Below are 24,175 nucleotides of genomic sequence, written 5' to 3'. Positions count from 1 at the left end.
TTCAGTCGAGCGAGCGCCGCAGCCAGCGCTCCACACCCTCGACGTGCGCCACGACGAGCGCCTGCACGAGCTGCGGGTCGCGACGACGGATGGCGTCCACGATCGCCGCGTGTTCGTCGAGCGTGCGCTGCACGGAGCCGTTCTGCGTCAGGCCGCGCCAGACCCGCACCCGGACGGTCTTGCTCGACAGGGCGTCGAGCAGGCCGGACAGGTACTGGTTGCCGCCGATGCCCGCGATCGTCGAGTGGAACTGCAGGTCGTGGGCGACGAGGTCTTCGACGCCGGTGTCCTCGCCGACGGACTGCATGAGCGCGTGCAGGTCGTCGATCTGCTGCTCCGAGGCGCGGGCGGTCGCGAGGACGGCGGACGCGGGCTCGAGGATCCGTCGGACCTCGAGCAGGTCCACGAGCGAGCGGTCGTGGTGCATGTCGACGACGAAGGAGACCGCCTCGAGCAGGACGGTCGGCTCGAGCGACGTCACGTACGTGCCGTCGCCGCGCCGGACGTCGAGCACGCGGATGAGTTCGAGGGCCTTCACCGCTTCGCGGAGGCTGTTCCGCGACAGCCCGAGGGACTCGCTGAGCTCCTTCTCGGGCGGGAGGCGCTGCCCGGGTTGGAGCTCGCCGCTCACGATCATCTGCTGGATGCGTGCGATCGCATCATCCGTCAGCGACGCCACGTCACCACCTCCTGCTCGGCCACTCGCCCACGCGAGCCGACACGACGACGATAGTCGCGCCTCCAGGGCCCATCAGGCGGGCCGGAGCCGGAGCGCCTGCATCCCGCCGTCGACCGCGAGGTCGACACCCGTCGTCGACCGGGCGAGCGGGCTGGTGAGGTAGGCGATGGCCTCGGCCACCTCCTCGGGGGCGACGAGGCGTCCGTGCGGTTGGCGCGCCTCCAGGGCCGCCCGTTCCGCTGCCGGGTCGTCGGCGCGCTCGAGCAGCCGCGCGACCCAGGGGGTGTCCGCGGTGCCGGGGTTGACGGCGTTGACGCGGATGCCCTCCCGGAGGTGGTCGGCCGCCATGGCGCGGGTGAGGGCGGCGATCGCGCCCTTCGTCGCCGAGTACAGCGCGCGCTGGGGCAGCCCCGCGGTGGCGGCGATCGAGCAGGTGTTCACGATGCTCGCGGCGTCGGAGTCGCGGAGGTGCGGCAGGCACGCGCGCGAGAGCCGGACCGCGCCGAGCACGTTCACCTCGTACACGCGGCGCCACTCGTCGTCGGGGTTGTCCTCGACGGTGCCCTGTGCGCCGATGCCGGCGTTGTTGACCAGGACGTCGAGGCCGCCGAGCTGCTCGACGGCGTCGGCGACCGCTGCCCGGACGGACGTGTCGTCACCGACGTCGCAGCGGAACGACAGGGCGTCGTCCGCGGGCTGCAGGTCGAGCACCGCGACGGTCGCACCTCGGTCACGGAGCGCGGCGACGATCGCGGCGCCGATGCCCGATGCACCCCCGGTGACGACGGCCCGCAGGCCCTCGTGGGTCCCGGCGGTCATGCTGCGCCCATCGTCTGGCGCTGCGAGCCGAGGCCCTCGGCGGTGAGTTCGACGACGTCCCCGGCCTGCAGGTACGGCGCACCGCTGCCGAGGGCGACCCCCGCGGGTGTGCCGGTGCTGATCACGTCGCCCGGGTACAGGACCATGAACTGCGACAGGTACCGGACGATCTCGGCCGGCCGGAAGATCATGTCCCGGGTGCTGCCGTCCTGCCGGAGCTCGCCGTTCACCCGGAGCTGCAGCGACAGGGCGTTCGGGTCGAGACCGTCCGCCTCGAGCGCGGACGGCGTGACGAGCCACGGGCCGAGCGGGTTGAACGTCTCGCAGGACTTCCCCTTGTCCCACTGCCCGCCGCGTTCGAGCTGGAACGCGCGCTCCGAGACGTCGTTGGCGATGGCGTAGCCGGCGATGTGCGTCGCGGCCTCGTCCTCGGACGCGCAGTAGCGCGCGGTGGTGCCGATCACGATCGCGAGCTCGATCTCCCAGTCGGTCTTCGTGCTGCCGCGGGGGACGAGGACCTCGTCGTCGGGTCCGATCACCGTCATCGGGTCCTTCATGAACACGATCGGCTCGGTGGGGATGTCGGCACCGGTCTCGGCGGCGTGGTCGCGGTAGTTCAGGCCGATGCAGACGACCTTGCCGGGGCGGGCGACGGGCGACCCACGCCGGAGACCGTCGGCCCGGTCGACCACGGGAAGGTCGCCGGCGGCACGGGCGTGCCGCACGAGGGCGTCGGGGCCGGGGTCGGACGCCAGGAAGCCACCGCTGATGTCACCGGTGAGGCTCCGGAGGTCGAGCACCTCGCCGTCGTCGTCGATCGCGACGGGGATCTCGTCGCCCGCCGGGCCAAGTCGTGCGAACCGCATCGTTCCTCGCTCTCCTGCTGCGCCGGTGCAGCGGAAACATCCTATGTCTGAGTCGAGGCTCCGGCAAGGTAGATCCGCTCGGCCGTCCCGCGCAGGACAGCGTCGCGCTCGGTCGACGACAGGTCGGCGAGGGCATCGCTCGTCGTGTGCAGGACCTCGGCGTAGTCGGCCGCGAGCGTCGACACCGGCCAGTCGGAGCCGAACAGCGAGCGCTCCGGGCCGAAGTGCTCGACGACCGCGCGGGCGTACCGGGCGACGGGGCGCTCCCGCCAGTCGGCACCCGCCTCGGTGAGCAGCCCGGAGACCTTGCACGCCACGTTCGGCCTGACGGCGAGGTCCCGCATCCGGTCCGGCCACGAGGGGTCCCCGGTGTCGATCGACGGCTTGCCGGCGTGGTCGAGGACGAACGACGCCTCGGGCACGGCGTCGACGAGGGCGAGGGCAGCGTCGTGCTCCCGGGCCCGCACGAGCAGGTCGAACACGAGGCCGGCACGCGCGACGACACGGACGCCGCGGACGACCTCCGGCCGGGCGAGCCACCCGGGGTCGGGCTCGTCCTGTGCCTGGTGGCGGATGCCGACGAGCCGCTCGCCGCCCGGACCGGTCGACGCCGACGCCACGCGCTCGGCCACGTCGGGCGCTGTCAGGTCCACCCAGCCGACGACGCCCGCGACCGGCGCGGGTTGCGCGAGGAGCCAGGCGGTCTCGCCCGCGTCGTGCACCGCCTGCACCGCGATCGTCCGCGTGACGGAGGTCCCGGTGGTCGCCGCACGCAGGTCGTCCACGTCGAACCGTCGCCGGATCGGGGCGACCGAGTCGTCCATCCAGGGGTAGGGACGGTCTGCGGGATCCCAGAGGTGGTGGTGAGCGTCGATGATCACGCCGCCATCATGCCCGATTCATCCGATGTCCGGGCGGGGGAGGCGGCGCGAGCGCGCCCGAGCGCGCCCGAGCGCGCCCGGGCGTCAGACGACGCCGGCGGCCTCGAGCTCCGAGCGCAGTTCGGCGTCCGACGGCTCGACGAAGTGCTTCCCGTTCGGCAGCACGACGACGGGGATGTTCTTCCGCCCGCTGATCTCCTCGGCGCGGTCCGCCGCGGTCAGGTCCGCCTCCACGTCGACGTACTCGTAGTCCACCCCGAGGGTGTCGAGCAGCGCCTTGGAACGGCGGCAGTCGCGGCACCAGTCCGCACCGAACATCATGACCTTGTCGAAGGATGCATCGCTCATGCCCAGAGAGTACGTCCGACGAGCCCCGCGCATTCCCGTGACCCCCGGCGCGGCCGCGGAGCACCATGGCTCCATGAGCCTGTCCACGGACGTCCGCGCCGCTCACCCGCACCACCGTCACGGCTGGTGGTGGAAGACCCTCCTCGTCGGGTTCCTGCTCTGGGCGGTCACGATCGTCGTCACGATCACGACGCTGAACACGAACCTGGTCCCGACGATCATCCTGCTCGGCAGCTTCCTCGTGCCCTTCACGGTGGTGCTGTTCGTCATCGAGCGGGTGACCGGAACGGTGAGCACGATGCAGCTCATCGTCGCGTTCTTCGTCGGCGGGATCCTCGGCGTCCTCGGGGCGTCCCTGCTCGAGGCGAACCTGCAGCAGGACGCCCTCGTGTACATCGTCGTCGGGTTCGTCGAGGAGTTCGTCAAGGGCGTCCTGCTGCTGTTCGTCGGGTGGCGGGTCCGCCCGAAGACGGCTCGGCAGGGAGCACTCCTCGGGGCGACGGTCGGTGCCGGCTTCGCCGCGTTCGAGTCGGCGGGGTACGCGTTCAACGCGGCGATCACCGCGCGGGGCATCGACCTGGTGTCCCTGCTGCAGACCGAGGTCGTCCGTGCGGTGCTGTCCCCGGTCGGGCACGTGCTGTGGACGTCGATCCTCGGAGCCGTCCTGTTCGGCGCCGCCCGTGGTCGCGACCGGTTCCGGTGGTCGTGGGCCCCGATCGTCGCCTACGTCGGGGTCTCCCTGCTGCACGGGCTGTGGGACTCGAACTCGACGATCTCGACCCTGCTGGCGTTCGTCGTGACGGGGACGCCGTTCTCGGCGGCGCGGAACGGGGTCGTCCCGGCGTCGATCGCCGGCGTCGCGACGACCCTGTACGTGATCGGGCTCGCGATCGTGTCGGCCGTGGGGGTCGTGGTCCTCGTCACGGTGCTGCGCCGGCACCGGCGGCTCGACCGGAGCGCGAACGCGCTCGTCGGCTGGCCGGCACCCTGGTCGTCGTCGTCGTCGTCGCCGTCGCCGTCCGGCTACGGATGGGATGGCACGCCCCCGCCGCACGTCCCGCGCTGACGAGGCCCCCGGCCACCCGCCGGACACGGGCGCGCCACCCGGCCACCCGCCGGACACGGGCGCGCCACCCGCTCGCCCTACGATTGGGGCATGCCGCCAGGAGCCGACCCCGAGACCCGCGCCTGGGCCTCGGCGGCCGTCCGGCGCTTCGCGGGCGCGACGAACCTCCTCGTCGCCGCGCGCCGCTTCCGCATCGTCGGGGGCGACCCCCGCGACACCGCGGCGCTGCGCTCCCTGCTGACGGGGCTCGGCGCCCGCGAGGCGCTGCCCCACGAACCCGTCGACCAGCTCTGGTGCGCCGGTTCGCCGGAGGACTCCACGCCGGTCATCGAGCGCGAAGCCGACCGTCCCCGGGGTGCGACCCTCGTCGTGGTCGACGCCGGACGACACCTCCCCGCCGTCGACGAGGACGCCTTCGGCCCGGTCGCGATCGCCCGCCCCGGGGTCCTCGCGGTGCCGATGACCTCGGACGACGTCTTCCTCGTCTCCACCGGCCGCGATCCCGAGGACGACCCCGCCGCCGAGGCCCGCCTGCGCTGGGCCCGCCGGTCGATGCCCGTGTCGCGAGCGGTCGCCGCCGAGCTCCGCGACGGGGGACTCCTCCGTGGCACCCGGATCGGCGTCGCGATGTTCCTCGAGCCGAAGACCGCCGTGCTGAGCCTGCTCCTCCGTGACGCCGGCGCCGAGGTCGTCGTCTACGCCCACGCCGACGAGACCGACGACGCCGTGGCCGACGCGCTCCGAGCAGCCGGGCTGACCGTGTACGCGAGCAGTGCCGCCTCGCTCCCCGAGCAGCGGACCCTCGCCCTCGCGATGCTCGACACCCGGCCGCACATCCTGCTCGACGACGGCTCGCACGTGATCCGTCTCGCGCACCAGGAGCGCCCGGACCTGGTGCCCACGATGCTCGGCGCGGCAGAGGAGACGACGAGCGGCCTCCGCCCGCTCCGCACCATGGCGGCGCGCGGCGAGCTCGGCATCCCCGTCGTCGCGGTGAACGACGCCCGCACCAAGACCTTCTTCGACAACCGGTACGGCACCGGGCAGTCGACGGTGTTCGCGGTGCTCGACCTGCTCGACCGGCTCCCGTCCGGTACGCACCGCGTGCTCCCGGGAGGCACGGCGGTCGTCGCCGGGTTCGGCCACGTCGGCGAGGGGGTCGCCCTGGTGCTCACGGCGCTCGGTCTGCGGGTGACGGTCGCCGAGACGGACCCGGTCCGCGCCCTGCAGGCGCTCTTCGCCGGCTACGCCGTCGCACCCCTCGCCGAGGCGGTGCAGGACGCCGACCTCGTGATGAGCGCCACGGGGGTCGCCGACACGATCGACCTCCGCGCGCTGCGGTCGTGCGCGGACGGCACGGTCGTCGCGGTCGCGGGCGGCGTCGACCACGAGGTGGCGCTCGACGACGCCCGAGCAGCCGGCGCCGAGCGGGTCCCGGTGGGTCCGAAGGCCGAGCGACTCGTGTTCCCCGGTGCGGACGGCGGCCCGATCGTGCTCGACGGCGGCGGCTGCATCAACATCACCGCTGCCGAGGGCAACCCGATCGAGATCATGGACCTGTCCTTCGCCGCACAGCTCGGTGCCGTCCGGATGCTCCTCGAACGGGGCGACGAACTCGACCGTGCCGTCGTGCCGATCGACCCCGCGGTGGACGAGGCGACCGCCCGCGCGGCGCTCGCCGCCTTCGGAGCGCCAGCCGCGCCTCCTGGACCGCTCGCCGAGCACCCCGCCGACCGTGAGCCCGACGTCCGGACCCGCCGTTTCGGAGACCCGTCGTGACCGCCGGGCACCCCGTCACCGTCCACTCGGCGCGCATCGTCGTGCCGATGACCGCGCCGCCCATCGCCGACGGCGCCGTCGCGGTGCAGGACGGCCGCATCCTGCATGTCGGCGACCGGTCGTGGGTCGTCGACCAGCTCGCCAGCTCGGGCGTGCCCTTCACCGAACGGCCGTGGCGAGGTGCCCTCCTCCCCGGTCTCGTGAACGCGCACTCGCACCTGCAGTACACCGGCATGGCCAGTGTCGGGCAGCGGCAGTACAGCGGTTTCGAGGACTGGGCCCGCGCGTTCAACGAGGACTACGCCGAGCCGCACGACTGGCACGCCGAGGCGGCAGCCGGCGCGACGTCGTCGATCCTCGCCGGTGTGACGAGCATCGCCGACGTCGTCACGGACATCGAGGCGTCGACCGTGCTCGCCGAAGCGGGCCTCGGGGGCATCGCCTACTGGGAGGTCATGGACTGGGAGAACGCGGCCTGGCAGTCCCACGGCCGCGACCAGGTCCTCGCCGAACTCGAGCGGATCCCGACGGACCCGGGCGCCGGGCTCTCCCCGCACGCGCCGTACTCGCTCGACGTCGCCCCGCTGCTCGAACTCCCCGACATCGTGCGCCAGCGCGGTCTCCGGCTGCACCTGCACCTCGGCGAGGCAGCGTTCGAGGGCGAGCGCGTCGCCCTCGGGCCGGTGCCCGGGCTCGAGGGAGTCGACGGCGTCGGCCACGGCAACGACTGGCACCTGGCGAACGTGCCGTCGTTCCGGGCCATGCGCGCGCTGGGCTTCGGTGCGAGCGCGACCGCGTTCGTCGACCGGCTGGGCGTGCTCGGCCCCGACTGCCACATCGCGCACGGTGTGTACATGACCGCCGCCGACCGGGCACTGCTGCGCGCGCGGGGGACCGCCGTCGCGCTCTGCCCGCGCTCGAACGCCGTCATCGGGCTCGATCCGCCACCCGTCGCCGACTACCTGCGCGAGGGCAGCCCGATCGCGATCGGCACGGACTCGCTGTCGTCGTCGCCGTCCCTCGACCTGATGGCCGACGTCACCGCGCTGCACCGGATCGCCCGGTCGCAGGGCTACGGGCACCGCGACCTGCACGAACGACTGCTCGCCGCGGCGACCCTCGGCGGCGCGCACGCCATGGGGCTCGCCGTCGGGCCGGACCGGATCGGGCACCTCGCCGTCGGGGCACGCGCCGACCTGGCCGTCTTCGACGTCGACGCCCGGACCGTGCCGGACGCCCTCGCCGAACTCGTCGAGGACGGTGCCGGCCGTGCCGTCGCGACCGTGGTCCGCGGTGACGTCCGGGCCGTCGACGGTGCGCTGACCGGCCCGCCCGCCCCATCTGATCGTTCCCTGGAGGAATCATGACCGAGACCGCACCCCGCCCGGGCATGGCCGCCCGTCGCACCGTCGACGGAACCCTGATCGAGTGGCTCGACGTGCCGAAGCGTGCCGTCGCCCTCGGCATGGAGCCGCACCCCGAGGGCGGCTGGTACGTCCGCACCTGGACCTCGCCCGCGACGGTGTCGACGCCGGCGGGCGACCGGCCCGCCGCGACCCTGATCCACTTCCTGCTGCCCCCTGGTGAGGCCTCGGCCTGGCACCGGGTCACGAGCGACGAGATCTGGATGTGGCACGGGCCGGACAGCGTCGACCTGCAGCTCGGCGGCGACGGCGAGCAGCCCGAGCCCGGTGCGACGATCACGCTCGGCCCGGACGCCGGGCGCGACCGGGTGAACGACGCGCAGGCGTTCGTGCGCGGCGGCGTGTGGCAGCGGACCCTGCCGGGCGACGGCGAGGTGCTGCTGAGCTGCCTGGTGTCGCCCGGGTTCTCGTTCGACGACTTCACGCTCGCCGAGTAGTCGCGAGACATCCGTTTCGCGTTGGTATCCCAGCGCGAAGTACACTTCGTCCTGCCCCCACCCCCTCGCACGAAGGCCCGACCGTGACCCGATCCCTCCGTCTCACCATCGCCGTCGCGACCGCTGCGGTCGCCGCACTCGCGCTCTCGTCCTGCTCGGCGGGCGGCAGCGGCAACGCCGACGGCACCGTCACCGACGGCAAGCTCACCATCGCGACCGGGCAGCCCGCGTACTCGCCCTGGGTCGAGGACAACAAGCCGCAGTCCGGCAAGGGCTTCGAGGCCGCCGTGGCCTACGCCGTCGCGAAGGAGATGGGCTACGACGAGTCCGACGTCGTGTGGAAGCGGAGCACCTTCGACAGCGCCATCGCTCCCGGCCCGAAGGACTGGGACCTCAACGTCCAGCAGTTCTCGATCGACGCCAAGCGCAAGAAGGCCGTCGACATGTCGAGCGCGTACTACACGACGACCCAGGCGGTCGTGACGACGCAGTCCTCGAAGGCCGCCGACGACACCACCATCGCCGCGCTGAAGCGGGACGCGATCGGTGTCGCGACCGGGTCGACGAGCATCCAGAGCGTCAAGGACGTCCTCGGGGTCACCCCGCAGGTCTTCAACTCGAACGACGACGCCGTCCTCGCGCTCAAGTCGGGCCAGATCGACGCGATCGTGACCGACCTGCCGACCGCCTTCTACATGTCCGGCGCGCAGCTCGACGGCAAGGGCACGGTCTCGGCGCAGTTCCCGTCCGACGGCACGGGCGACCAGTTCGGCTTCGTGCTGCCGAAGGACTCCGAACTGACGAGCAAGGTCGACAAGGCACTCAAGTCGCTCAAGGCGGACGGCACGCTCCAGGACCTGCAGACCAAGTGGCTCTCCTCGGAGACCGACACCCCCGTCCTGAAGTAGCCGCATGACCGTTCCAGCAGGCGCCGGCACCCCGGTGGCCGCAGCCGCGCCGAGCCAGGTCGAGCTGGAGCGTCGGCTCTACCGTCGGCAGCGCGGACGCCGGTCGATCGTGGTGTCCGTCGCGTCGACGCTCGTCGTGATCGCCGTCGTCTACTTCGGCGTCGTGAACACCCCCGGCTGGGCCGCGGTCCAGCAGTCGTTCTTCGACCCGCAGACCGCGATCGACTCGTTCCCGTCGATCCTCGAGGGCCTCTGGCTGAACATCCGGATCCTGTTCTTCAGCGCCATCGGCGTCGCGGTGTTCGGCACGCTGCTGGCGGTCGTCCGGGGCCTGCGGAGCCCGGTGTTCTTCCCCCTGCGGATGCTCGCCACCGGCTACACCGACCTGTTCCGCGGCCTGCCGCTCATCATCGTGCTGTACCTGGTGGGCTACGGGATCCCCGGGCTCGGGGTCTTCCCGCGCCTCCCCGCCGAGGTCTGGGGCACCATCGCGATCGTCCTGACCTACTCGTCGTACATCGCCGAGGTGCTCCGCGCCGGCATGGAGGCCGTGCACCCCTCGCAGCGCCTCGCCGCCCGGTCGCTCGGGCTGTCGCACGCGAAGACCCTGCGCCTCGTCGTGCTGCCGCAGGCGATCCGCAAGGTCACGCCCGCGCTCATGAACGACTTCGTGTCGATGCAGAAGGACGTCGGTCTCGTGTCGATCCTCGGCGCGGTGGACGCGGTCCGTTCCGCGCAGATCGCCCAGGCGGAGTCTTACAACTTCACGCCCTACTTCGTCGCCGGACTGCTCTTCGTCGTGATCAGCCTGCCGCTGATCCGCGTCACGGACGCGATCGCGCGTCGCCAGCAGCGGCGCGAGCAGATCGGAGGGACCGTATGACGGACCAGGAGGCGCGGCTCACCCCCGACACGTCGGCCGCCGTCCTCGAGCTGCGCGGGTTGCGCAAGGCGTTCGGCGAGCACGAGGTCCTGCGCGGGATCGACCTGACGGTGCACCGCCACGAGGTCATCTGCGTCATCGGGGCCTCGGGCTCCGGCAAGTCGACGCTCCTCAAGACGGTGAACCTGCTCGAGGGCATCGACGACGGCGAGATCCTGCTGCAGGGCACGGACATCGCCGATCCCCGCATCGACGTCGACGCCACCCGGGCCCGGATCGGCGTCGTGTTCCAGCAGTTCAACCTGTTCCCGCACATGAGCGTGCTCGACAACGTGACGCTCGCCTCCCGGCAGGTGCACGGCGTCGGCAGGGCGCAGGCGGAGGAGACCGCCCGGCGGCTCCTCGGGCGGATCGGCCTCGCGGACTTCGCCGGTGCCTACCCGGACCGGCTCTCCGGCGGGCAGCAGCAGCGCGTGGCGATCGTCCGGGCGATCGCGTCCGACCCCGAGCTCCTGCTGCTCGACGAGGTCACGAGTGCCCTCGACCCGCAGCTCGTCGGCGAGGTTCTGGACCTGGTGACCGAGCTGAAGCGGCAGGGCTCGACGATCCTGATGACCACGCACGAGATGCACTTCGCGCGGAACGTGGCCGACCGGATCGTGTTCCTGCACCAGGGCGAGGTCGTCGAGCAGGGTGCCCCGGCCGAGGTCCTCGACGCCCCGCAGCACCCCGCGCTCGTCGAGTTCCTCGCCCGCGTCCACGCCTGACGCGCCCGCCCGGGTGCTGCGCGCTGCGAGCGCGACCACCTACGCGACGGGGGCCGGCGCGGCGGGGGTGAGCCGCGCCTCCAGGCCGTCGTCGGCGACCGTCTCGGGGACGTGCGCCGAGCGGCCAGCGGGCAGGAACGCCGCGACGACCGCGCTGACCGCGACCACGGCGGCACCGACCAGCACGGCGGGCTGGGCCGCGTCGACGTAACCGGTGGGGGTGAGCTCGCCGCCGGCCCCGGTGAAGACGGCGGTCAGGACGGCGATCCCGAGCGCGACGCCGATCTCGCGCAGCGTCGAGTTCGCGCCGGAGGCCTTCGCGTGGTCGTGCTGCGGCATCCGCGCGAGCACCGCCGTCGAGATCGGACCGAACACGGCACCCATCCCGATGCCCGCGAGCAGGAAGCCGGGCAGCAGCGTCGTGAAGGTGACGTCGGCGGCCATCGTCCCGGCGATCCAGAACAGCCCGGCGGAGAGGAACACCATGCCGCCGGTGATGAGCAGCCGCGTGCCGACCCGAGGTGCCACGATGCCCGCGAGCGGGGCGACGACCATCGGCGCGAGGGTCCAGGGCATCGTCCAGACGCCGGCCTCGAGCGGGGTCCGACCCTGCACGACCTGCAGGAACTGGATGAGGATGAACACCGAACCGAACGCGCCGAACGAGAACGTCATCGCGACGACGTTGGCGAGGGCGAAGCTCCGGTCGCGGAAGAACCGGAGGGGCAGGAGCGGTGCGGTGGTGCGGGCCTGCCAGAGCACGAACGCGACGAGCAGGACACCGCCGCCGACCAGGCCGGTGAGCACCTCGCCGCTCGTCCAGCCGGCGTCGTTGCCGCGGACGACCCCGAAGACGACGCCGAGCACGCCGAGGCCGGCGAGCAGCACGCCCACGACGTCGGCGCGGACACGGGCTCCGCGGGTGTTCGGCAGGGCGAAGAGGGCCAGCGGGATCGCGACGATGCCGACCGGGACGTTGAGCCAGAAGATGGCCTCCCAGCTCCAGCCCTCGACGACGGCGCCCCCGATGAGCGGGCCGAGGGCGACGCCGAGGCCGGAGATGCCGCCCCAGACGCCGATGCCGACGGTGCGGAGCCGGTCGGGCACGCTCCCGACGAGCAGGGTGAGGGAGAGCGGCATGATCGCGGCGGCGCCGGCGCCCTCGATCGCACGCCAGACGATGAGCGAGGTCGGGTCGGTGCTCACGGCGGCGAACGCGGAGGAGACGGTGAAGACGGCGATGCCGGCGACGAACAGGTGCCGGCGGCCGAGCCGGTCGCCGAGGCCGACGGCCAGGAGCATCAGCGCGGCGAACGCGAGCGTGTAGGCGTTGGTGATCCACTGCAGCTCCTCGACGGAGGCACCGAGGTCGGCGTGCACGGCGGGCAGCGCGCTGGTGACGACGAGGTTGTCGAGCGTCGCCATGAACATCGGGAGGGATGCGGCTGCGATGGCGAGCCAGACCGGGATGCGTCGTTCCATGGTGGGGATCCGTTCCGTTTGGTAATCGGATGATTACTTATGAAGGGCGACTGTAGTAATCGACTGATAACCTGTCAACCATGACTTCCCCGGCATCTGCACCGGCACCGGCGACGGCCGTCCGCATGCCCGCTGCGCAGCGTCGCGCGATGATCCTCGAAGCGGCACGCGGGCTCTTCGGCAGCCAGGGCTACAACGGCACGACGACCGACCAGATCGCGGCGGCAGCCGGCATCAGCCAGCCGTACGTCGTGCGGATGTTCGGCTCGAAGGAGGCGCTCTTCCTCGAGGTGTTCCGCGACACCCTCGACATCCTGCTCGACGCCTGGCGCGAGACCCTCGCCCACCTCGGGCCCGACGACACCCCGGCGCACGTCATCGGCGAACAGTTCGTCGACCTCGCCGCCGAGCGCGGACTGCACACGCTCCTGCTGCAGGGCTTCGTCTCCGGGGCCGAACCGGCGATCGGTGCCGCGGCCCGGGCCGGGTTCCTCGAGATCTACCGGTTCCTGCGCGACGAGGCCGGGATCGCCGACGACCAGGTCCAGGGGTTCCTCGGCAGCGGCATGATCTTCGCGATCATGCTGGCGATCGACATGCCCTCGCGGTTCGACGAGGACCCGGACGCGGCCGACCTGCTCCGCGCGACGTTCGGCGCGAAGTGCGGGCAGGTGCTCGACCTCGTCCGGGGCCAGCGGGCCGGGGCCGGGGGCGCGGGCGCTGCGGGCGCCGCGGGCGCCGCGCGCGCCTAGGGCGTCAGCAGCACCTTCCCGACGACCTCGCCGTCCCGGACCCGCCGGTGCGCCTCGGCGGCCTCGGCGAGCGGCAGGACCGAGTCGATGACCGGGCGCACCCGACCGTCCGCGACGAACGGCCAGACGTTGTACCGGACGGCCTCGACGATCGCGGCCTTCTCGTCGAGCGGCCGGGCACGCAGGGTCGTCGCACTGATCGTCGCCCGCTTCCGCATCATCGCGCCGAGGTCGAGCTCGCCGGTGCGGCCGCTGCCCGAGGCGATCACGGCGATGTGCCCGTTCGGCGCGAGGACCTCGATGTTCCGCGCCAGGTAGTCCGGCCCGACGACGTCGAGCACCACGTCCACGCCACGGCCCCCGGTGAACTCGAGCGCCCGTGCGACGAAGTCCTCCGAGCGGTGGTCGACCACGAGGTCCGCGCCGAGCTCCCGGGAGGCCTGCACCTTCCGCTCGCCCCCGGACGTCGCGATCACCGTCGCTCCGAGCGCCTTCGCCCAGAGCACCGCGTGCGACCCCATGCCGCCGGTGCCGCCGTGCACGAGCAGGGTCTGTCCGGGTCGGAGCCCGGCGAGCATGCCGACGTTCGAGTACACCGTGCACGCGGCTTCCGGCAGCCCCGCGGCCTCGACGAGGTCGATCCCCTCCGGCACCGGCAGCACCTGGGTCTCCGGGGCGACGACGAGTGCCGCGTAGCCGCCGCCGGACAGCAGTGCGCAGACCCGGTCACCGACGGCGAACCCCTCGACGCCGTCGCCGAGTGCGCGGACGGTGCCGGAGACCTCGAGGCCGAGGACGTCCGACGCCCCGGGAGGCGGCGGGTAGTTGCCGGCCGCCTGCTGCAGGTCGGCGTTGTTCACCCCGGCGGCCGCGACCTCGATGAGGACCTCGCCGGCTCCGGGGACCGGGTCGGGGAGGTCGTGCAGGTCGAGGGTGCCGTTCTCGGAGGTGATCGCTCGCATGCCCCGACGCTACGCGTCACGAGCAGGGCGAGGAACCTCTAGCATGTGATATTCTTATGTCACACCTGCGTGGAAGAGAGAGCACATGACGACACCGATCAACGCCTTCTGGTGGTCTCCCCGTCGGGATCTCCGCACGCTGGCGCACGAACTCCGTGACCACGCCCCCGCGTGGTCCAGGCTCGCCCTCGGGCGCGGGCGCGCGTTCACGAACCACGGGGACGAGCTCTCGGAGCTCGTCCTCACAGAGGCCCTCGGACGGCGCGTCCGCTGGGCGCCACTCGGCCGTGAGGACGTCGTCGCGATCGGCAGCGCGATCGTGCCGTACCTCACGCGCGGTGGCGTCGGCCAGATCTGGGGGACCGGCCTGCACACGCCGGACATCCCCGCAGACCGTGCGGCTGCCGTCCGCGACCGCGTCCTCGCGATCCGCGGACCGCTCGCGCGGGCGGCGCTCGGCCTGCCGGAGTCCACCCAGATCGGCGACCCGGGACTCCTCGTCCGGTCGCTCCGTCCGGGCCTGCCCCGGGATCGCCGTCGCGGCACAGTGCTCGTCACGCACTTCACGTCCCACATGACCGCGATCGAGCGGCGGACGATCTCCGCGATCTGCTCGACCGGGGTGCGCCTCCTCCCGGCGACCCTGACGCCCGCCGACATGCTCGCCGAGCTCGGTGCGGCGGAGCACGTGATGAGCTCCGGCATGCACGGCGTGATCCTCGCGCACGCGCTGCGGACGCCCGCGACCCTCGTCTCGCTGAAGTCTCCCGCCGCCACCGAAGCGGCCTTCAAGTACCGCGACTACCACCAGTCCGTCGGCCTCGACGTCCACCCGACCCCGTGGACGAGCGTCCTGGACGCCGACGGGCGTCACGCTGCGAGGGAACGTGGCGAACGAGACCTCGCGATCGCCGACGCCCGGATCGACGAACTCGTCGAGGGGCTCTTCCGTTCGGCCGCGCCGCTCCGCAGCGGGCACTGAGCGACTGCACCGGGAACGCGGCCCACCTGTGGATCTCCCATGTAGCCTCGACGCGGATCCGCACCCCGTCCCGGGGTCGCGGGCACGACTCCGGGGGGACCCACCACCATGCGCACCAAGCTCGTCTCGCTCACCACGGCCGCCATCGCCGTCGCACTCCTCGCCGGCTGCTCCGCCGGCGGCTCCGGCTCGGACGCCACGACGGCCGCCAAGTCGACGCCGACCCCGACGCAGACCAAGGCCGAGGCCTGCAAGCTGTTCACGAACGAGGTCACCGACGCCACGAAGGGCATGCAGATGCAGCTCACCGAGCTGCAGAGCGACCCGGAGGCCGCGATGGCGAAGCTCGACGAGTTCGACGCCACGCTCGAGGACAGCGCCGACAAGGTGACCAACACCGAGGTGAAGCCGAAGACCGACGCGTTCGCGGGCGCCTTCTCGGACTTCGTCGGCATGACGAAGGACCTCGCGGCGTCGAAGGACCCGTCCGCGCTGTCCAGCTCCGGCTTCACCGAGGGGCTCCAGAAGCTGGAGACGACGGGCAAGGACTTCCAGGAGGTCTGCCAGTCCTGACGCGCGCCGACGCGTGATCGCGACCCGCGCCTCCAGGGCAGTCCAGGAGGCGCGGGTCGCGTCGTCTACGCCGCCGCCGGTTGCGACGCGTCCAGTCGGGCCACGTCCTCGGGACGGAGCTTGACGGTCGCGGCCGTCACGGAGTCGAGGATCGACTGCGGGCGCGATGCCCCGGGGATGGGGACGACGACGTCGCTCTTCTGCAGCTCCCACGCCAGCGCGACGACCTGCGGGCTGACGCCGCGGTCGCGGGCGATGTACGCGAAGTCCTCGTACGCGGTGCCGAGTTCCGCGGCGTTCGCGATGCCGCCGAGGGGGCTCCACGGCAGGAACGCGATCCCGAGCTCGTCGCACAGCGCGAGTTCCGGTTCGCTCGAGCGGAACTTCGGCGAGAACTGGTTCTGCACCGAGGCGAGTCGGCCGTCGAGGACCTCGTTCGCCGTCCGGATCTGGTCGGGGTCGGCGTTCGAGATGCCGGCCATCCGGATGACGCCCTCGTCGAGGAGCTCGGCGAGCGCACCGATCGAGTCCGCGTACGGCACGGCCGGGTCGGGACGGTGGAACTGGTAGAGCCCGACGGCGTCCACGCCGAGGCGCTTCGCGGATGCCTTCGCCGCTTCCTTGAGGTACTCCGGACGGCCGTTCTGCGCCCACGGGCCGGGCTCGGGCCGGAGGTGCCCGCCCTTCGTGGCGATCAGGACGTCCGAGGTGTCGCCGTGGAACTCCCGCACGGCCTTCGCGATGAGCGACTCGTTGTGCCCCACCTCGTCGTGGGCGGCCAGGTGGTACGCGTCGGCGGTGTCGATGAGCGTGACGCCGGCCTCGAGCGCGGCGTGGATCGTCGCGATGGACTGTCGCTCGTCCGGACGCCCCTCGATGGACATGGGCATCCCGCCGAGTCCGATGGCACTGACCGACACGTCTCCGATGACTCGTTGCTTCATGTCCCCAGCATGCGCCGGCAGGGACGGGCCGTGTCCAGGGTCAGCGCCGTGCCCATGCGGGGGCGTGCTCGGGGAGCGGTCCGAAGGCGATCCCGCGCGCGTAGAGGCCGCGGACGGGCGGCACGTACCGGGCGAGCAGGACGGGGAGCCGCGGCGGGCCGGCCTGCAGGGCCCCGGCGAAGGCCCGCTCGAACACCACGCGGTGCAGGAACGCCTGGGCGGTCTGGACGACCACGGCCGGCGGGGTGCGCCGCCGCTGCACCGCGGCGAGGGCACGGTCGAGGTCCGCGCCGCGGAGCCCCCGTCCGAGCGCCGGCGCCAGGATCGCAGCCGTCGCGACCGCGTCCTGCACCGCCAGGTTGATGCCGACGCCGCCCGCCGGGGACATGGCGTGCGCCGCGTCGCCGATGCAGAGCAGCCCCGGACGCCACCACCGGGTGAGCCGGTCCATCCGGACGTCGAGCACGTGCACGTCGTCGATCGACGCGATCGAGTCCACGCGGCCCGCGAAGTCCGGTCGGAGCCGCGCGACCCGGGCCCGGAAGGCCTCCACCCCGGCGGCGCGGAGGGCCGCGTCCGACCCCTTCGGCGCGAAGTACGCGACCTGGTGGTAGTCGGGCCGCGGGAAGCTGAGCAGGACGTCGGTGCCGGAGAACGCCGGGACGAGCGCGGTCGTCGCGTCGCCGGGCTCGCGGGGGAGCCGGAACCACCACGTGTCGAACGGCACCGGGAACGACCGCGGGTGCAGGCCGGCGGCGCTGCGCAGCACCGAGTCGCGGCCGTCGCAGGCGATGACGACGTCGGCGCGGAGTTCCTCGGTGCCGCCGTCCGGATCGCTGTACGGCGCCAGGTGCACGCCCGCCACGACGCCGTTCTCCTCGATCGTGCCGATGGCCGCGAGACCCATCGTGATCTCGAACGAGGGCTCCTCGCGGGCGGCGGTGACGAGCAGGTCGAGCAGGTCCCACTGCGGCACCATCGCCACGTGGTCGTACGGCGGGCGCAGGCGCGAGAAGTCGCCGAGGAGCGCACGCGAGCCGTCCGGCAGCGGCAGGGAGAAGTCGTCGAGGCGCGACTGCGGCAGGGCGGCGAACCGCTCCCCGAGCCCGAGCTCGTCGAGCAGCCGGATCGTCGAGGCGTGCACGGTGTCACCGCGGAAGTCCCGGTTGAAGTCGTCGTGCTTCTCGACGACCCGGACCGCGATGCCGGCACGGGCGAGGAGCAGACCGAGGACGACCCCGGCGGGGCCGCCACCGACCACCGCGACCGTCGTCCGCGAGACCGTCACCATGCCCCGGACGCTACCCCGGTCCGGGCCGCAGGCGTCAGGCGGTGGGGGAGACCGACGAGGACGCCGAGCCGCCGTCCGCAGCTCCCGCGAAGACGACGCCGCCCCACGTGATGACCACGATCGCGAGCACGAAGCCGATCGCGGCGATCCACCACGACGTCCGACGGCGGATCCACGCGCCGATCGACAAGACGATCGTGGCGACGCCGATCACGAACGCACCGCCGACCGCGATCGCGGTCCCACCGATGTAGCCACCCGGGGTGCAGCCGGTGGCGGCGTCGCACGTGGCCGTCGCCGAGATGACGGCGATGATCCCGACGACCGCGGTGACGACCGTCATGACGGCGCCGAACGCCAGGAGCAGCACGGTCGAGATCCGGTCGGCGAGCTTCCCCGGCGGGAACAGCGTCGAGCCGCCCTGCTCCCACGTGGCCCGCTGGGCACCGGTGGGGTCGGACGGTGAGGATTGCGGCGGACCGCCGGGCACGTTGGACCAGGTCATGGGTGCAGTCCTACCGCGCCTCGACGCCGAACGCCTGTGCGAGGCGCTGGATCTTCTGCGCGCGACCGAGTCGGGGCAGGTCGGAGCCGTCGCGGATGACCCGGCCGCGGGCCTCGAAGTCGTCGAGGAAGTCCTGCGCCCAGGCGACGTCGGTCGGCGTGGGGGAGATGACCTCGTTGATGACGGGCAGCTGCTCGGTGTCGAGGCACAGCTTGCCGGTGAGCCCGAGCGAGACGGCGACCTGCGACTGCTCGCGGAGGATCGGGTGCGACGACCCCACCGTCGGGCCGTCGATCGGGCCGGGCAGGTCGCCCACGCGGGACGCCACGACGAGCTTCGACCGCGGGTACGCCATCGCGAGCGTGTCCGCGCTCGTCCCGGTGTCCCGCCGGTAGTCGCCCGAGCCGAACGCCAGCCGGAACGCCCCCTGCGCCTTCGCGATCGAGACCGACTCCTCGATGCCCAGGGCCGACTCGACCAGGGCGATCACTGGGGTCTGGCCGCCGAGTCGGTGCCACGTGTCGGTGACCTGCGCCGGGGACTCGGTCTTCGCGAGCATGACGCCCTGCAGCCCGGGCAGGCCGCGGAGCTCCTCGACGTCGTCCGCCCAGAAGTCCGTCGTCACGTCGTTGATCCGCACCCAGGCCTCGCCGCCGCCGGCCAGCCACGCGGCGACGCCCTGGCGGGCCGACGGCTTGGCGGCGGGGTCCACCGCGTCCTCGATGTCCAGGATGATCTGGTCGGCACGGGACCGCTGCGACTTCTCGAACCGGTCGGTCGCGGTGCCGGAGACGAGGAGCCACGAACGGGAGATCTCGGCGGGGACCGATCGACGCCGGTTCGGTGCGGGAGCGGACTCCGGCGCGGGGGTGGGGGGAGCGGTGCGGTCGTCGATGGCCATGCCCCGTTGGTACCACACCGGCGCGCCCGGTCGCGCATCGGCGGGGGCCGGAAAGTCCGAAACCTCGGTTCATTGCCAGAGTGCCAGCCCGCTTCCGCCTACAGTGTCGGATGTGTGGCGAGCGGACAGGGTGACCGACGGCGAGGACGACGTGAACGACGACGTCCCCGTCGAGGGCGCCGACGCGCCCGCGGACGGGCGTGACGGACAGCAGGACGGGCGCGACGGACAGCAGGGGGAGCAGGACCGACGGGGGCAGCAGGAAGAGACCGCCGTGACGGACGAACCCGACCGCACCCTGCGCCCGGAACTGCAGCTCACGAGTCCGCAGGCGATCAGCCTGGGTGATCCGCGCCTCCAGGCCGGCAACGCCGCCGAGCCCGCCTGGGACGTCTGGCGCAAGCAGCTGACCGGCGTCGGCGGCACCAGCCCCCTCACGCACTTCGCCGACCACCCCCGGGCCCGCATCGAGCTCTCGACGACGCACCCGGGCGGCCTCGCGCAGTTCATCACCGGCAAGACGACCCTGCTGTCGAGCCTGATCCGTGACGAGGTGGCGCTCCGGGCCGCCCGCATCGCTGCCGGTCACGTCGAGGCCAAGGGCACCGAGCTGTCCACCGTGCGCGGCATCGACGCCGTGAAGCTCGGCATCGGCATGGCCGACTGGCAGCACGGCGACGAGCAGTTCCGCGGCCCGGTGCTGCTGCGCCCGCTCGCGATCCGTCGGCACGGCCGCGACTTCGAGGTCCGCCTGCTCGGCGAGCCCGTCCTCAACCCCGGCCTCGCCGACGCGCTGCACGAGCAGTTCGGCGTCATCCTCGACGCCCAGTCCTTCGTGGCGCTCGCGCAGCAGGACGGCTCGTTCACGCCGAACCCGGTGATCGACCGGCTCCGCGGGCTCACCGCGCACATCCCGGGCTTCTCGGTGCACGCACGCCTGGTCGTGTCCACGTTCGCCGAGGTCGCGACCGGGATGGTCGAGGACACCGAGGACCTGTCCCACCCCGTGCTCGACGCCCTCGCCGGCAACCCGAGCGCCAAGTGGCAGGTCGAGCAGTCGTACCACCCGGTCGAGCAGACCCCGTCGGACGAGCGGAGCCCGGAGACCGACACGCTCCTGCTCGACGCCGACGACGAGCAGGAGAACGTGATCGCGCAGATCACGGCCGGCAACTCGATCGTGGTGAAGACCCTCCCGGGCACGGGTGGCACGCAGACGATCGTGAACGCGCTCGGCGGCCTCGTCGCGGCGAACAAGCGCGTCCTCGTGGTGAGCCCGCGCCGTGCGACCCTGCGCGGCATCGCGGCGCGGTTCTCCGAGGTGCAGCTCCCCGGCGTCGCCGTGACCCCGGGCACCCTCCGTCGTGACGTCGTCCGTGCGATCGCCCGCAATGAGAAGGCCTCGCGTCCGAACCTGCGCGAGGTCGACGACGCCCTGGTCCGGCTCCGCAAGGTCCTCAAGGACTACCGCGGGTCGCTGACGCGCGTCGACCCCGACTTCCGCGTCTCGGTGCTCGACTGCCTCGTCGAGCTGTCGCGCCTGTCGCTGCTGCCCGTCCCGCCGTCGACGACCGCGCGGCTGTCGAAGACCTCGGTGACGAGCATGGTCGAGGGGCGCTCGCGCGTCGCCGAGACGATGGTCAGCGCCGCGAACCTCGGCGAGTTCCGCTACGGCCCGGACGACTCGCCCTGGTACGGCGCGAAGTTCTCCTCGAGCGACGGTGCCCAGCGCGCCCACCGGATCGCGAAGGACCTCGACGCCGACGGCCTGCCGACCCTGCTCCGGCGTGCCCACGACCTGGTCGCGACGACCCACATGCGGCAGTTCACGACGATCAACGAGCTCGGCATCTACCTGCGCCTGCTCACCGAGATCCGCGACACCCTCGACCGCTTCCTGCCCGTCGTCTTCGACCGCTCGGTGTCCGAGCTCGTGGCCGCCACCGCCCCGCGCGGCGAGGGTGCGCCGATGTCGAGCACGAACCGGCGCCGGCTGAAGAAGCTCGCCCGCGAGTACGTCCGCCCCGGTGTGCACGTGTCCGACCTGCACGAGGCGCTGACCCGCGTCCAGCAGCAGCGCGTCCTCTGGCAGCGCTACGTCGCCGCCGGCGTGAACCCCGAGGTGCCCACCGGCATCGCGGACGTCCAGGTCCTGTTCTCGAACGTCGTCGAGGACCTCGCGCGCCTCGACGAGCCGCTGGGACGCACCGCCCGCGAGACCCAGCTGGCGAACGTCCCGATCGACGAGCTCGTCCCGACGATCGCCCGCCTCGCCGAGGAGTCCGACGTCCTGCACAACCTGCAGGAGCGGACCGAGCTCATGCAGACCCTGCGCGACCTGCAGCTCGAACCGCTCATCACGGACCTGGCGAACCGGCACGTGCCGGACACCCACGTCCCCGCCGAGCTCGAGCTCGCGTGGTGGCAGTCCGCCCTCGAGACGATGCTCGAGTCCGACCGGGCCCTGCTCGGCGCGAACACCGACATGCTCGACCGGGTCGAGGCCGACTTCCGGCTCGTCGACGACGCGCACGCCGCCGGGGTCTCCCAGGGCCTGGCGTGGCAGCTGGCCGAGAACTGGAAGGTCGGACTCGTCGACTGGCCGGACGAGGCCACCGCGCTGAAGACCCAGCTGCGGGACGGCGCGATCACCTCGCGTCTGCTGCAGGACTCCGCGCCGCACCTGTCCCGGTCGATCGCACCGGTGTGGCTCGCGTCGCCGTACGAGGTCTCGCAGATCGCCGACACGATGCCCTTCGACACCGTGATCCTCGTCGACGCGGGCGCCGTCACCATCGCCGAGACCGTCGGGGCCGTCCGCCGTGCCCGTCAGACCGTCGTGTTCGGCGACCCGGTCACGCAGACCCCGTCGCCGTTCCGGATCGCGGTCGACCCGGCGCACCGCGCGCTGCAGGTCGACGAGGGCACGCTCGACGCCTTCCACGCCGACTCCGCGCTCGCGAAGCTCTCCACGCTGCTGCCGACCCTGTCGCTCACCCGCTCGTACCGCGCCGGCGGCGAGGACCTCGCCGAGCTCGTCAACCGTCGCTTCTACGGCGGACGCATCGAGTCGCTGCCCTGGGCCGGCTCGTTCCTCGGGCACGGCTCGATCGCGCTCGACTACGTCAGCGACGGCAAGGCCGTGCCGGACCCCGAGTCGGGGGCGGTCGAGAGCGTCGACGCCGAGGTGGACCGCGTCGTCCGGCTCGTCATGGACCACGCCCGCACCCGTCCGACCGAGTCGCTCATGGTCATCACCGCCTCGGCGAAGCACGCCGTCCGCGTCGAGCAGGCCGTGCTCACCGCGGCCCAGGGGCACAAGGACCTCACCGAGTTCGTCATCGGCGACCGGGCCGAGCCGTTCATCGTCGCGACGCTCGAGCAGTCCGTCGCCCAGAGCCGCGACCGCGTCGTGTTCTCGATCGGCTACGGCCGCACCCCGCACGGCCGTGTCCTGCGCGACTTCGGTCCGCTCGGCAAGCCCGGTGGGGAGCGCCTGCTCGCCGTCGCGATGACCCGGGCACGTCGCTCGATGGTCATCGTCACCTGCTTCCAGCCGTCCGACATCGAGGCCGAGCGGATGGGCCACGGCACCGTCGCCCTCGCCGAGATCCTCGCCGAGGTCCGTGCGCGCACCACGGCCGAGTACGTCCCGGACGACTCCGATCCGCTGCTCGTCGACCTCGCCCGTCGCCTCGAGATGCGCGGCATCCCCGTCGCACTCGGCCACCGCGGCAAGCTCGGCCTGGTCGCCGCGCACGGTGGGGTGTGCGTCACGATCGAGACCGACGCGACGCTCGTGAAGGGGTCGCTCCGCGAGTCGCTCCGGCTCCGACCCGAGGTGCTCCGCCGACTCGGTTGGCACTACGTGCGCGTGCACGCGTTCCAGCTCTTCTCGGACCCGGACCGTGTCGCGAACACCGTCGCCGCGGTGCTCGGTGTCGACCGTGGTGCCACGCAGGAGATCTCGATCCCCCCGATCCCCGCACGCCGGTGACTCCTCGGCCGAGCCGGCGGGCCTCCCGGCCGGCCGGTCCGGTGACGCCCGAGACGGACCAGCTGGTGGGCACGTGGACGCGGGCCGACGACGCGTCGTCAGCCGCGCCTCCCGTCCCGTCGGCGACGGACGACGGTGAGGCGCATGCGCAGCCGGGAGGCGCGGTGCGGCGCCGCAGGCGCGTCACCACCCAGCCGGTGCCGGGCTACGACCCGGTGGCGCCACCGGAACCGGCCCGCCACCGCGACGGGGAGAACGACGACCAGCTCCGGCGCGACGTCCCGCCGCACTGGTGAGCAGGTAGCCTGTCCTGCGATGACTGACACCGTGCGGGAGCGCCCCGACTGGCAGACCTGGCCGAACCTGATCTCGCTGTTCCGGCTGCTGCTGATCCCGGTGTTCGTGTGGCTCGTCGTCGCCGGACACCCCGGCTGGGCGCTCGTCGCGCTCGTCGTCATCGGGGTGAGCGACTGGGCGGACGGCTTCATCGCGCGCAAGTTCGACCAGGGCTCGAAGCTCGGCAAGGCGATCGACCCCGTCGCCGACCGACTCGCGATCATCGCGATCGTGCTGTCGCTCGTGCTGACCGGGCTGCTGCCGTGGTGGGTCGTCGCCGTCGTGGTGCTCGTCGACCTGGTGCTCGTCGTGCTCTCGAGCGTGCTGTTCCACGGCAACCCGGACCTCGACGTCACGTGGACCGGCAAGATCCGGTCGGCGCTGCTCTTCGTCGGGCTGCCGGTGCTGCTGTTCTCCGCGGTGCACACCGTCGACGAGAACGCGCCGTGGGTCCGCGTCGTCGCCCTCGTGTTCGTCTACCTCGGGACCGTCGGGCACGTGCTGGCGGGCGTCCAGTACGCGATCGCGATGTTCGCGAAGCGGCGCGAGGTGTCGGCCGCGCGCTGACGCCTGGCCGCGCGCTCGCGCCGGCC

The 24,175-nt window shown here is 72.6% G+C and carries 23 protein-coding genes; 12 read left to right on the top strand and 11 right to left on the bottom strand.

Annotated elements, in window-relative coordinates; translation table 11 throughout:
* Position 1: 1 nt before the first annotated feature.
* The 5 genes from BIV01_RS04400 to BIV01_RS04380 all read right to left on the bottom strand — a co-directional run bounded on the left by BIV01_RS04400 (position 2) and on the right by BIV01_RS04380 (position 3,593).
* On the bottom strand, positions 2-637 hold the full coding sequence (locus tag BIV01_RS04400; RefSeq protein ID WP_070419373.1) for a FadR/GntR family transcriptional regulator: 636 nt from the start codon (positions 635-637) through the stop codon (positions 2-4).
* 114 nt (positions 638-751) lie between these two features.
* Positions 752-1,498 (bottom strand): SDR family NAD(P)-dependent oxidoreductase, encoded by a 747-nt coding sequence (locus tag BIV01_RS04395; protein WP_071302063.1) that lies wholly within the window; start codon positions 1,496-1,498, stop codon positions 752-754.
* Complete coding sequence (locus BIV01_RS04390) at positions 1,495-2,364, bottom strand: fumarylacetoacetate hydrolase family protein (protein WP_071302062.1); 870 nt, start codon at positions 2,362-2,364, stop codon at positions 1,495-1,497. Before BIV01_RS04390 ends, BIV01_RS04395 begins: the two co-directional genes overlap by 4 nt.
* Positions 2,365-2,405: 41 nt before the next feature.
* Positions 2,406-3,245: an amidohydrolase family protein gene (locus BIV01_RS04385; protein WP_071302061.1), complete on the bottom strand. Its 840-nt coding sequence runs from the start codon at positions 3,243-3,245 to the stop codon at positions 2,406-2,408.
* Positions 3,246-3,329: 84 nt separating this feature from the next.
* On the bottom strand, positions 3,330-3,593 hold the full coding sequence (locus tag BIV01_RS04380) for a glutaredoxin family protein (protein WP_071302060.1): 264 nt from the start codon (positions 3,591-3,593) through the stop codon (positions 3,330-3,332).
* Between the two features lie 73 nt (positions 3,594-3,666).
* On the opposite strand from BIV01_RS04380, the gene BIV01_RS04375 reads away from it, so the two are divergent.
* The 7 genes from BIV01_RS04375 to BIV01_RS04345 all read left to right on the top strand — a co-directional run bounded on the left by BIV01_RS04375 (position 3,667) and on the right by BIV01_RS04345 (position 10,857).
* Positions 3,667-4,659 (top strand): PrsW family intramembrane metalloprotease, encoded by a 993-nt coding sequence (locus BIV01_RS04375; protein ID WP_071302059.1) that lies wholly within the window; start codon positions 3,667-3,669, stop codon positions 4,657-4,659.
* A gap of 90 nt (positions 4,660-4,749) precedes the next feature.
* Positions 4,750-6,438, top strand: a complete 1,689-nt coding sequence (locus BIV01_RS04370) for an adenosylhomocysteinase (RefSeq protein ID WP_071302058.1) — start codon at positions 4,750-4,752, stop codon at positions 6,436-6,438.
* Entirely contained in the window at positions 6,435-7,805 is a 1,371-nt protein-coding gene (locus BIV01_RS04365; protein ID WP_254791777.1) for an amidohydrolase family protein, read from the top strand. The genes BIV01_RS04370 and BIV01_RS04365 overlap by 4 nt, the downstream gene beginning before the upstream one ends.
* A complete protein-coding gene (locus BIV01_RS04360) occupies positions 7,802-8,299 on the top strand; it encodes a cupin domain-containing protein (RefSeq protein WP_254791776.1) in 498 nt (165 codons plus the stop codon). Before BIV01_RS04365 ends, BIV01_RS04360 begins: the two co-directional genes overlap by 4 nt.
* A gap of 83 nt (positions 8,300-8,382) precedes the next feature.
* On the top strand, positions 8,383-9,207 hold the full coding sequence (locus BIV01_RS04355) for an ABC transporter substrate-binding protein (RefSeq protein WP_071302057.1): 825 nt from the start codon (positions 8,383-8,385) through the stop codon (positions 9,205-9,207).
* 4 nt (positions 9,208-9,211) lie between these two features.
* Entirely contained in the window at positions 9,212-10,090 is an 879-nt protein-coding gene (locus BIV01_RS04350) for an amino acid ABC transporter permease (protein ID WP_071302056.1), read from the top strand.
* On the top strand, positions 10,087-10,857 hold the full coding sequence (locus tag BIV01_RS04345; RefSeq protein ID WP_071302055.1) for an amino acid ABC transporter ATP-binding protein: 771 nt from the start codon (positions 10,087-10,089) through the stop codon (positions 10,855-10,857). The genes BIV01_RS04350 and BIV01_RS04345 overlap by 4 nt, the downstream gene beginning before the upstream one ends.
* Positions 10,858-10,896: 39 nt before the next feature.
* Here BIV01_RS04345 and BIV01_RS04340 read toward each other — a convergent pair whose 3' ends face one another.
* On the bottom strand, positions 10,897-12,339 hold the full coding sequence (locus tag BIV01_RS04340) for a DHA2 family efflux MFS transporter permease subunit (protein ID WP_083413758.1): 1,443 nt from the start codon (positions 12,337-12,339) through the stop codon (positions 10,897-10,899).
* Positions 12,340-12,419: 80 nt separating this feature from the next.
* On the opposite strand from BIV01_RS04340, the gene BIV01_RS04335 reads away from it, so the two are divergent.
* Positions 12,420-13,091, top strand: a complete 672-nt coding sequence (locus tag BIV01_RS04335) for a TetR/AcrR family transcriptional regulator (RefSeq protein ID WP_083403387.1) — start codon at positions 12,420-12,422, stop codon at positions 13,089-13,091.
* Here the strand turns inward: BIV01_RS04335 and BIV01_RS04330 are convergent.
* Complete coding sequence (locus tag BIV01_RS04330; RefSeq protein WP_071295825.1) at positions 13,088-14,053, bottom strand: NAD(P)H-quinone oxidoreductase; 966 nt, start codon at positions 14,051-14,053, stop codon at positions 13,088-13,090. The genes BIV01_RS04335 and BIV01_RS04330 overlap by 4 nt on opposite strands.
* 85 nt (positions 14,054-14,138) lie before the next feature.
* On the opposite strand from BIV01_RS04330, the gene BIV01_RS04325 reads away from it, so the two are divergent.
* Complete coding sequence (locus BIV01_RS04325; protein WP_071295824.1) at positions 14,139-15,035, top strand: polysaccharide pyruvyl transferase family protein; 897 nt, start codon at positions 14,139-14,141, stop codon at positions 15,033-15,035.
* A gap of 108 nt (positions 15,036-15,143) precedes the next feature.
* A complete protein-coding gene (locus BIV01_RS04320) occupies positions 15,144-15,608 on the top strand; it encodes a hypothetical protein (protein ID WP_071302054.1) in 465 nt (154 codons plus the stop codon).
* A 65-nt stretch (positions 15,609-15,673) separates the two neighbouring features.
* Here BIV01_RS04320 and BIV01_RS04315 read toward each other — a convergent pair whose 3' ends face one another.
* Genes BIV01_RS04315 through BIV01_RS04300 form a run of 4 tightly spaced genes read right to left on the bottom strand, consistent with a single transcriptional unit; the run spans position 15,674 to position 19,249 of the window.
* Complete coding sequence (locus BIV01_RS04315) at positions 15,674-16,552, bottom strand: aldo/keto reductase (RefSeq protein WP_070417861.1); 879 nt, start codon at positions 16,550-16,552, stop codon at positions 15,674-15,676.
* Positions 16,553-16,592: 40 nt separating this feature from the next.
* Positions 16,593-17,843 carry an FAD-dependent oxidoreductase gene (locus BIV01_RS04310; protein ID WP_071302053.1) on the bottom strand — a complete coding sequence of 417 codons (1,251 nt, stop codon included), beginning with the start codon at positions 17,841-17,843 and terminating at the stop codon, positions 16,593-16,595.
* 34 nt (positions 17,844-17,877) lie between these two features.
* On the bottom strand, positions 17,878-18,348 hold the full coding sequence (locus tag BIV01_RS04305; RefSeq protein ID WP_070417863.1) for a DUF6264 family protein: 471 nt from the start codon (positions 18,346-18,348) through the stop codon (positions 17,878-17,880).
* Positions 18,349-18,358: 10 nt separating this feature from the next.
* Entirely contained in the window at positions 18,359-19,249 is an 891-nt protein-coding gene (locus BIV01_RS04300) for an HpcH/HpaI aldolase/citrate lyase family protein (RefSeq protein WP_229085773.1), read from the bottom strand.
* Positions 19,250-19,379: 130 nt separating this feature from the next.
* Between BIV01_RS04300 and BIV01_RS04295 the strand changes: the two genes are divergently transcribed.
* Both BIV01_RS04295 and BIV01_RS04285 read left to right on the top strand, forming a co-directional pair.
* Positions 19,380-23,246, top strand: coding sequence for an ATP-binding protein (locus BIV01_RS04295; RefSeq protein ID WP_071295819.1), 3,867 nt, complete (start codon positions 19,380-19,382; stop codon positions 23,244-23,246).
* Between the two features lie 315 nt (positions 23,247-23,561).
* On the top strand, positions 23,562-24,149 hold the full coding sequence (locus BIV01_RS04285) for a CDP-alcohol phosphatidyltransferase family protein (RefSeq protein ID WP_071295818.1): 588 nt from the start codon (positions 23,562-23,564) through the stop codon (positions 24,147-24,149).
* Positions 24,150-24,175 lie beyond the last annotated feature (26 nt).

Source organism: Curtobacterium sp. MCBA15_013 (assembly GCF_001865095.1).
Lineage (GTDB): Bacteria > Actinomycetota > Actinomycetes > Actinomycetales > Microbacteriaceae > Curtobacterium.
This window is presented reverse-complemented; position numbering and strand designations above follow the sequence as displayed.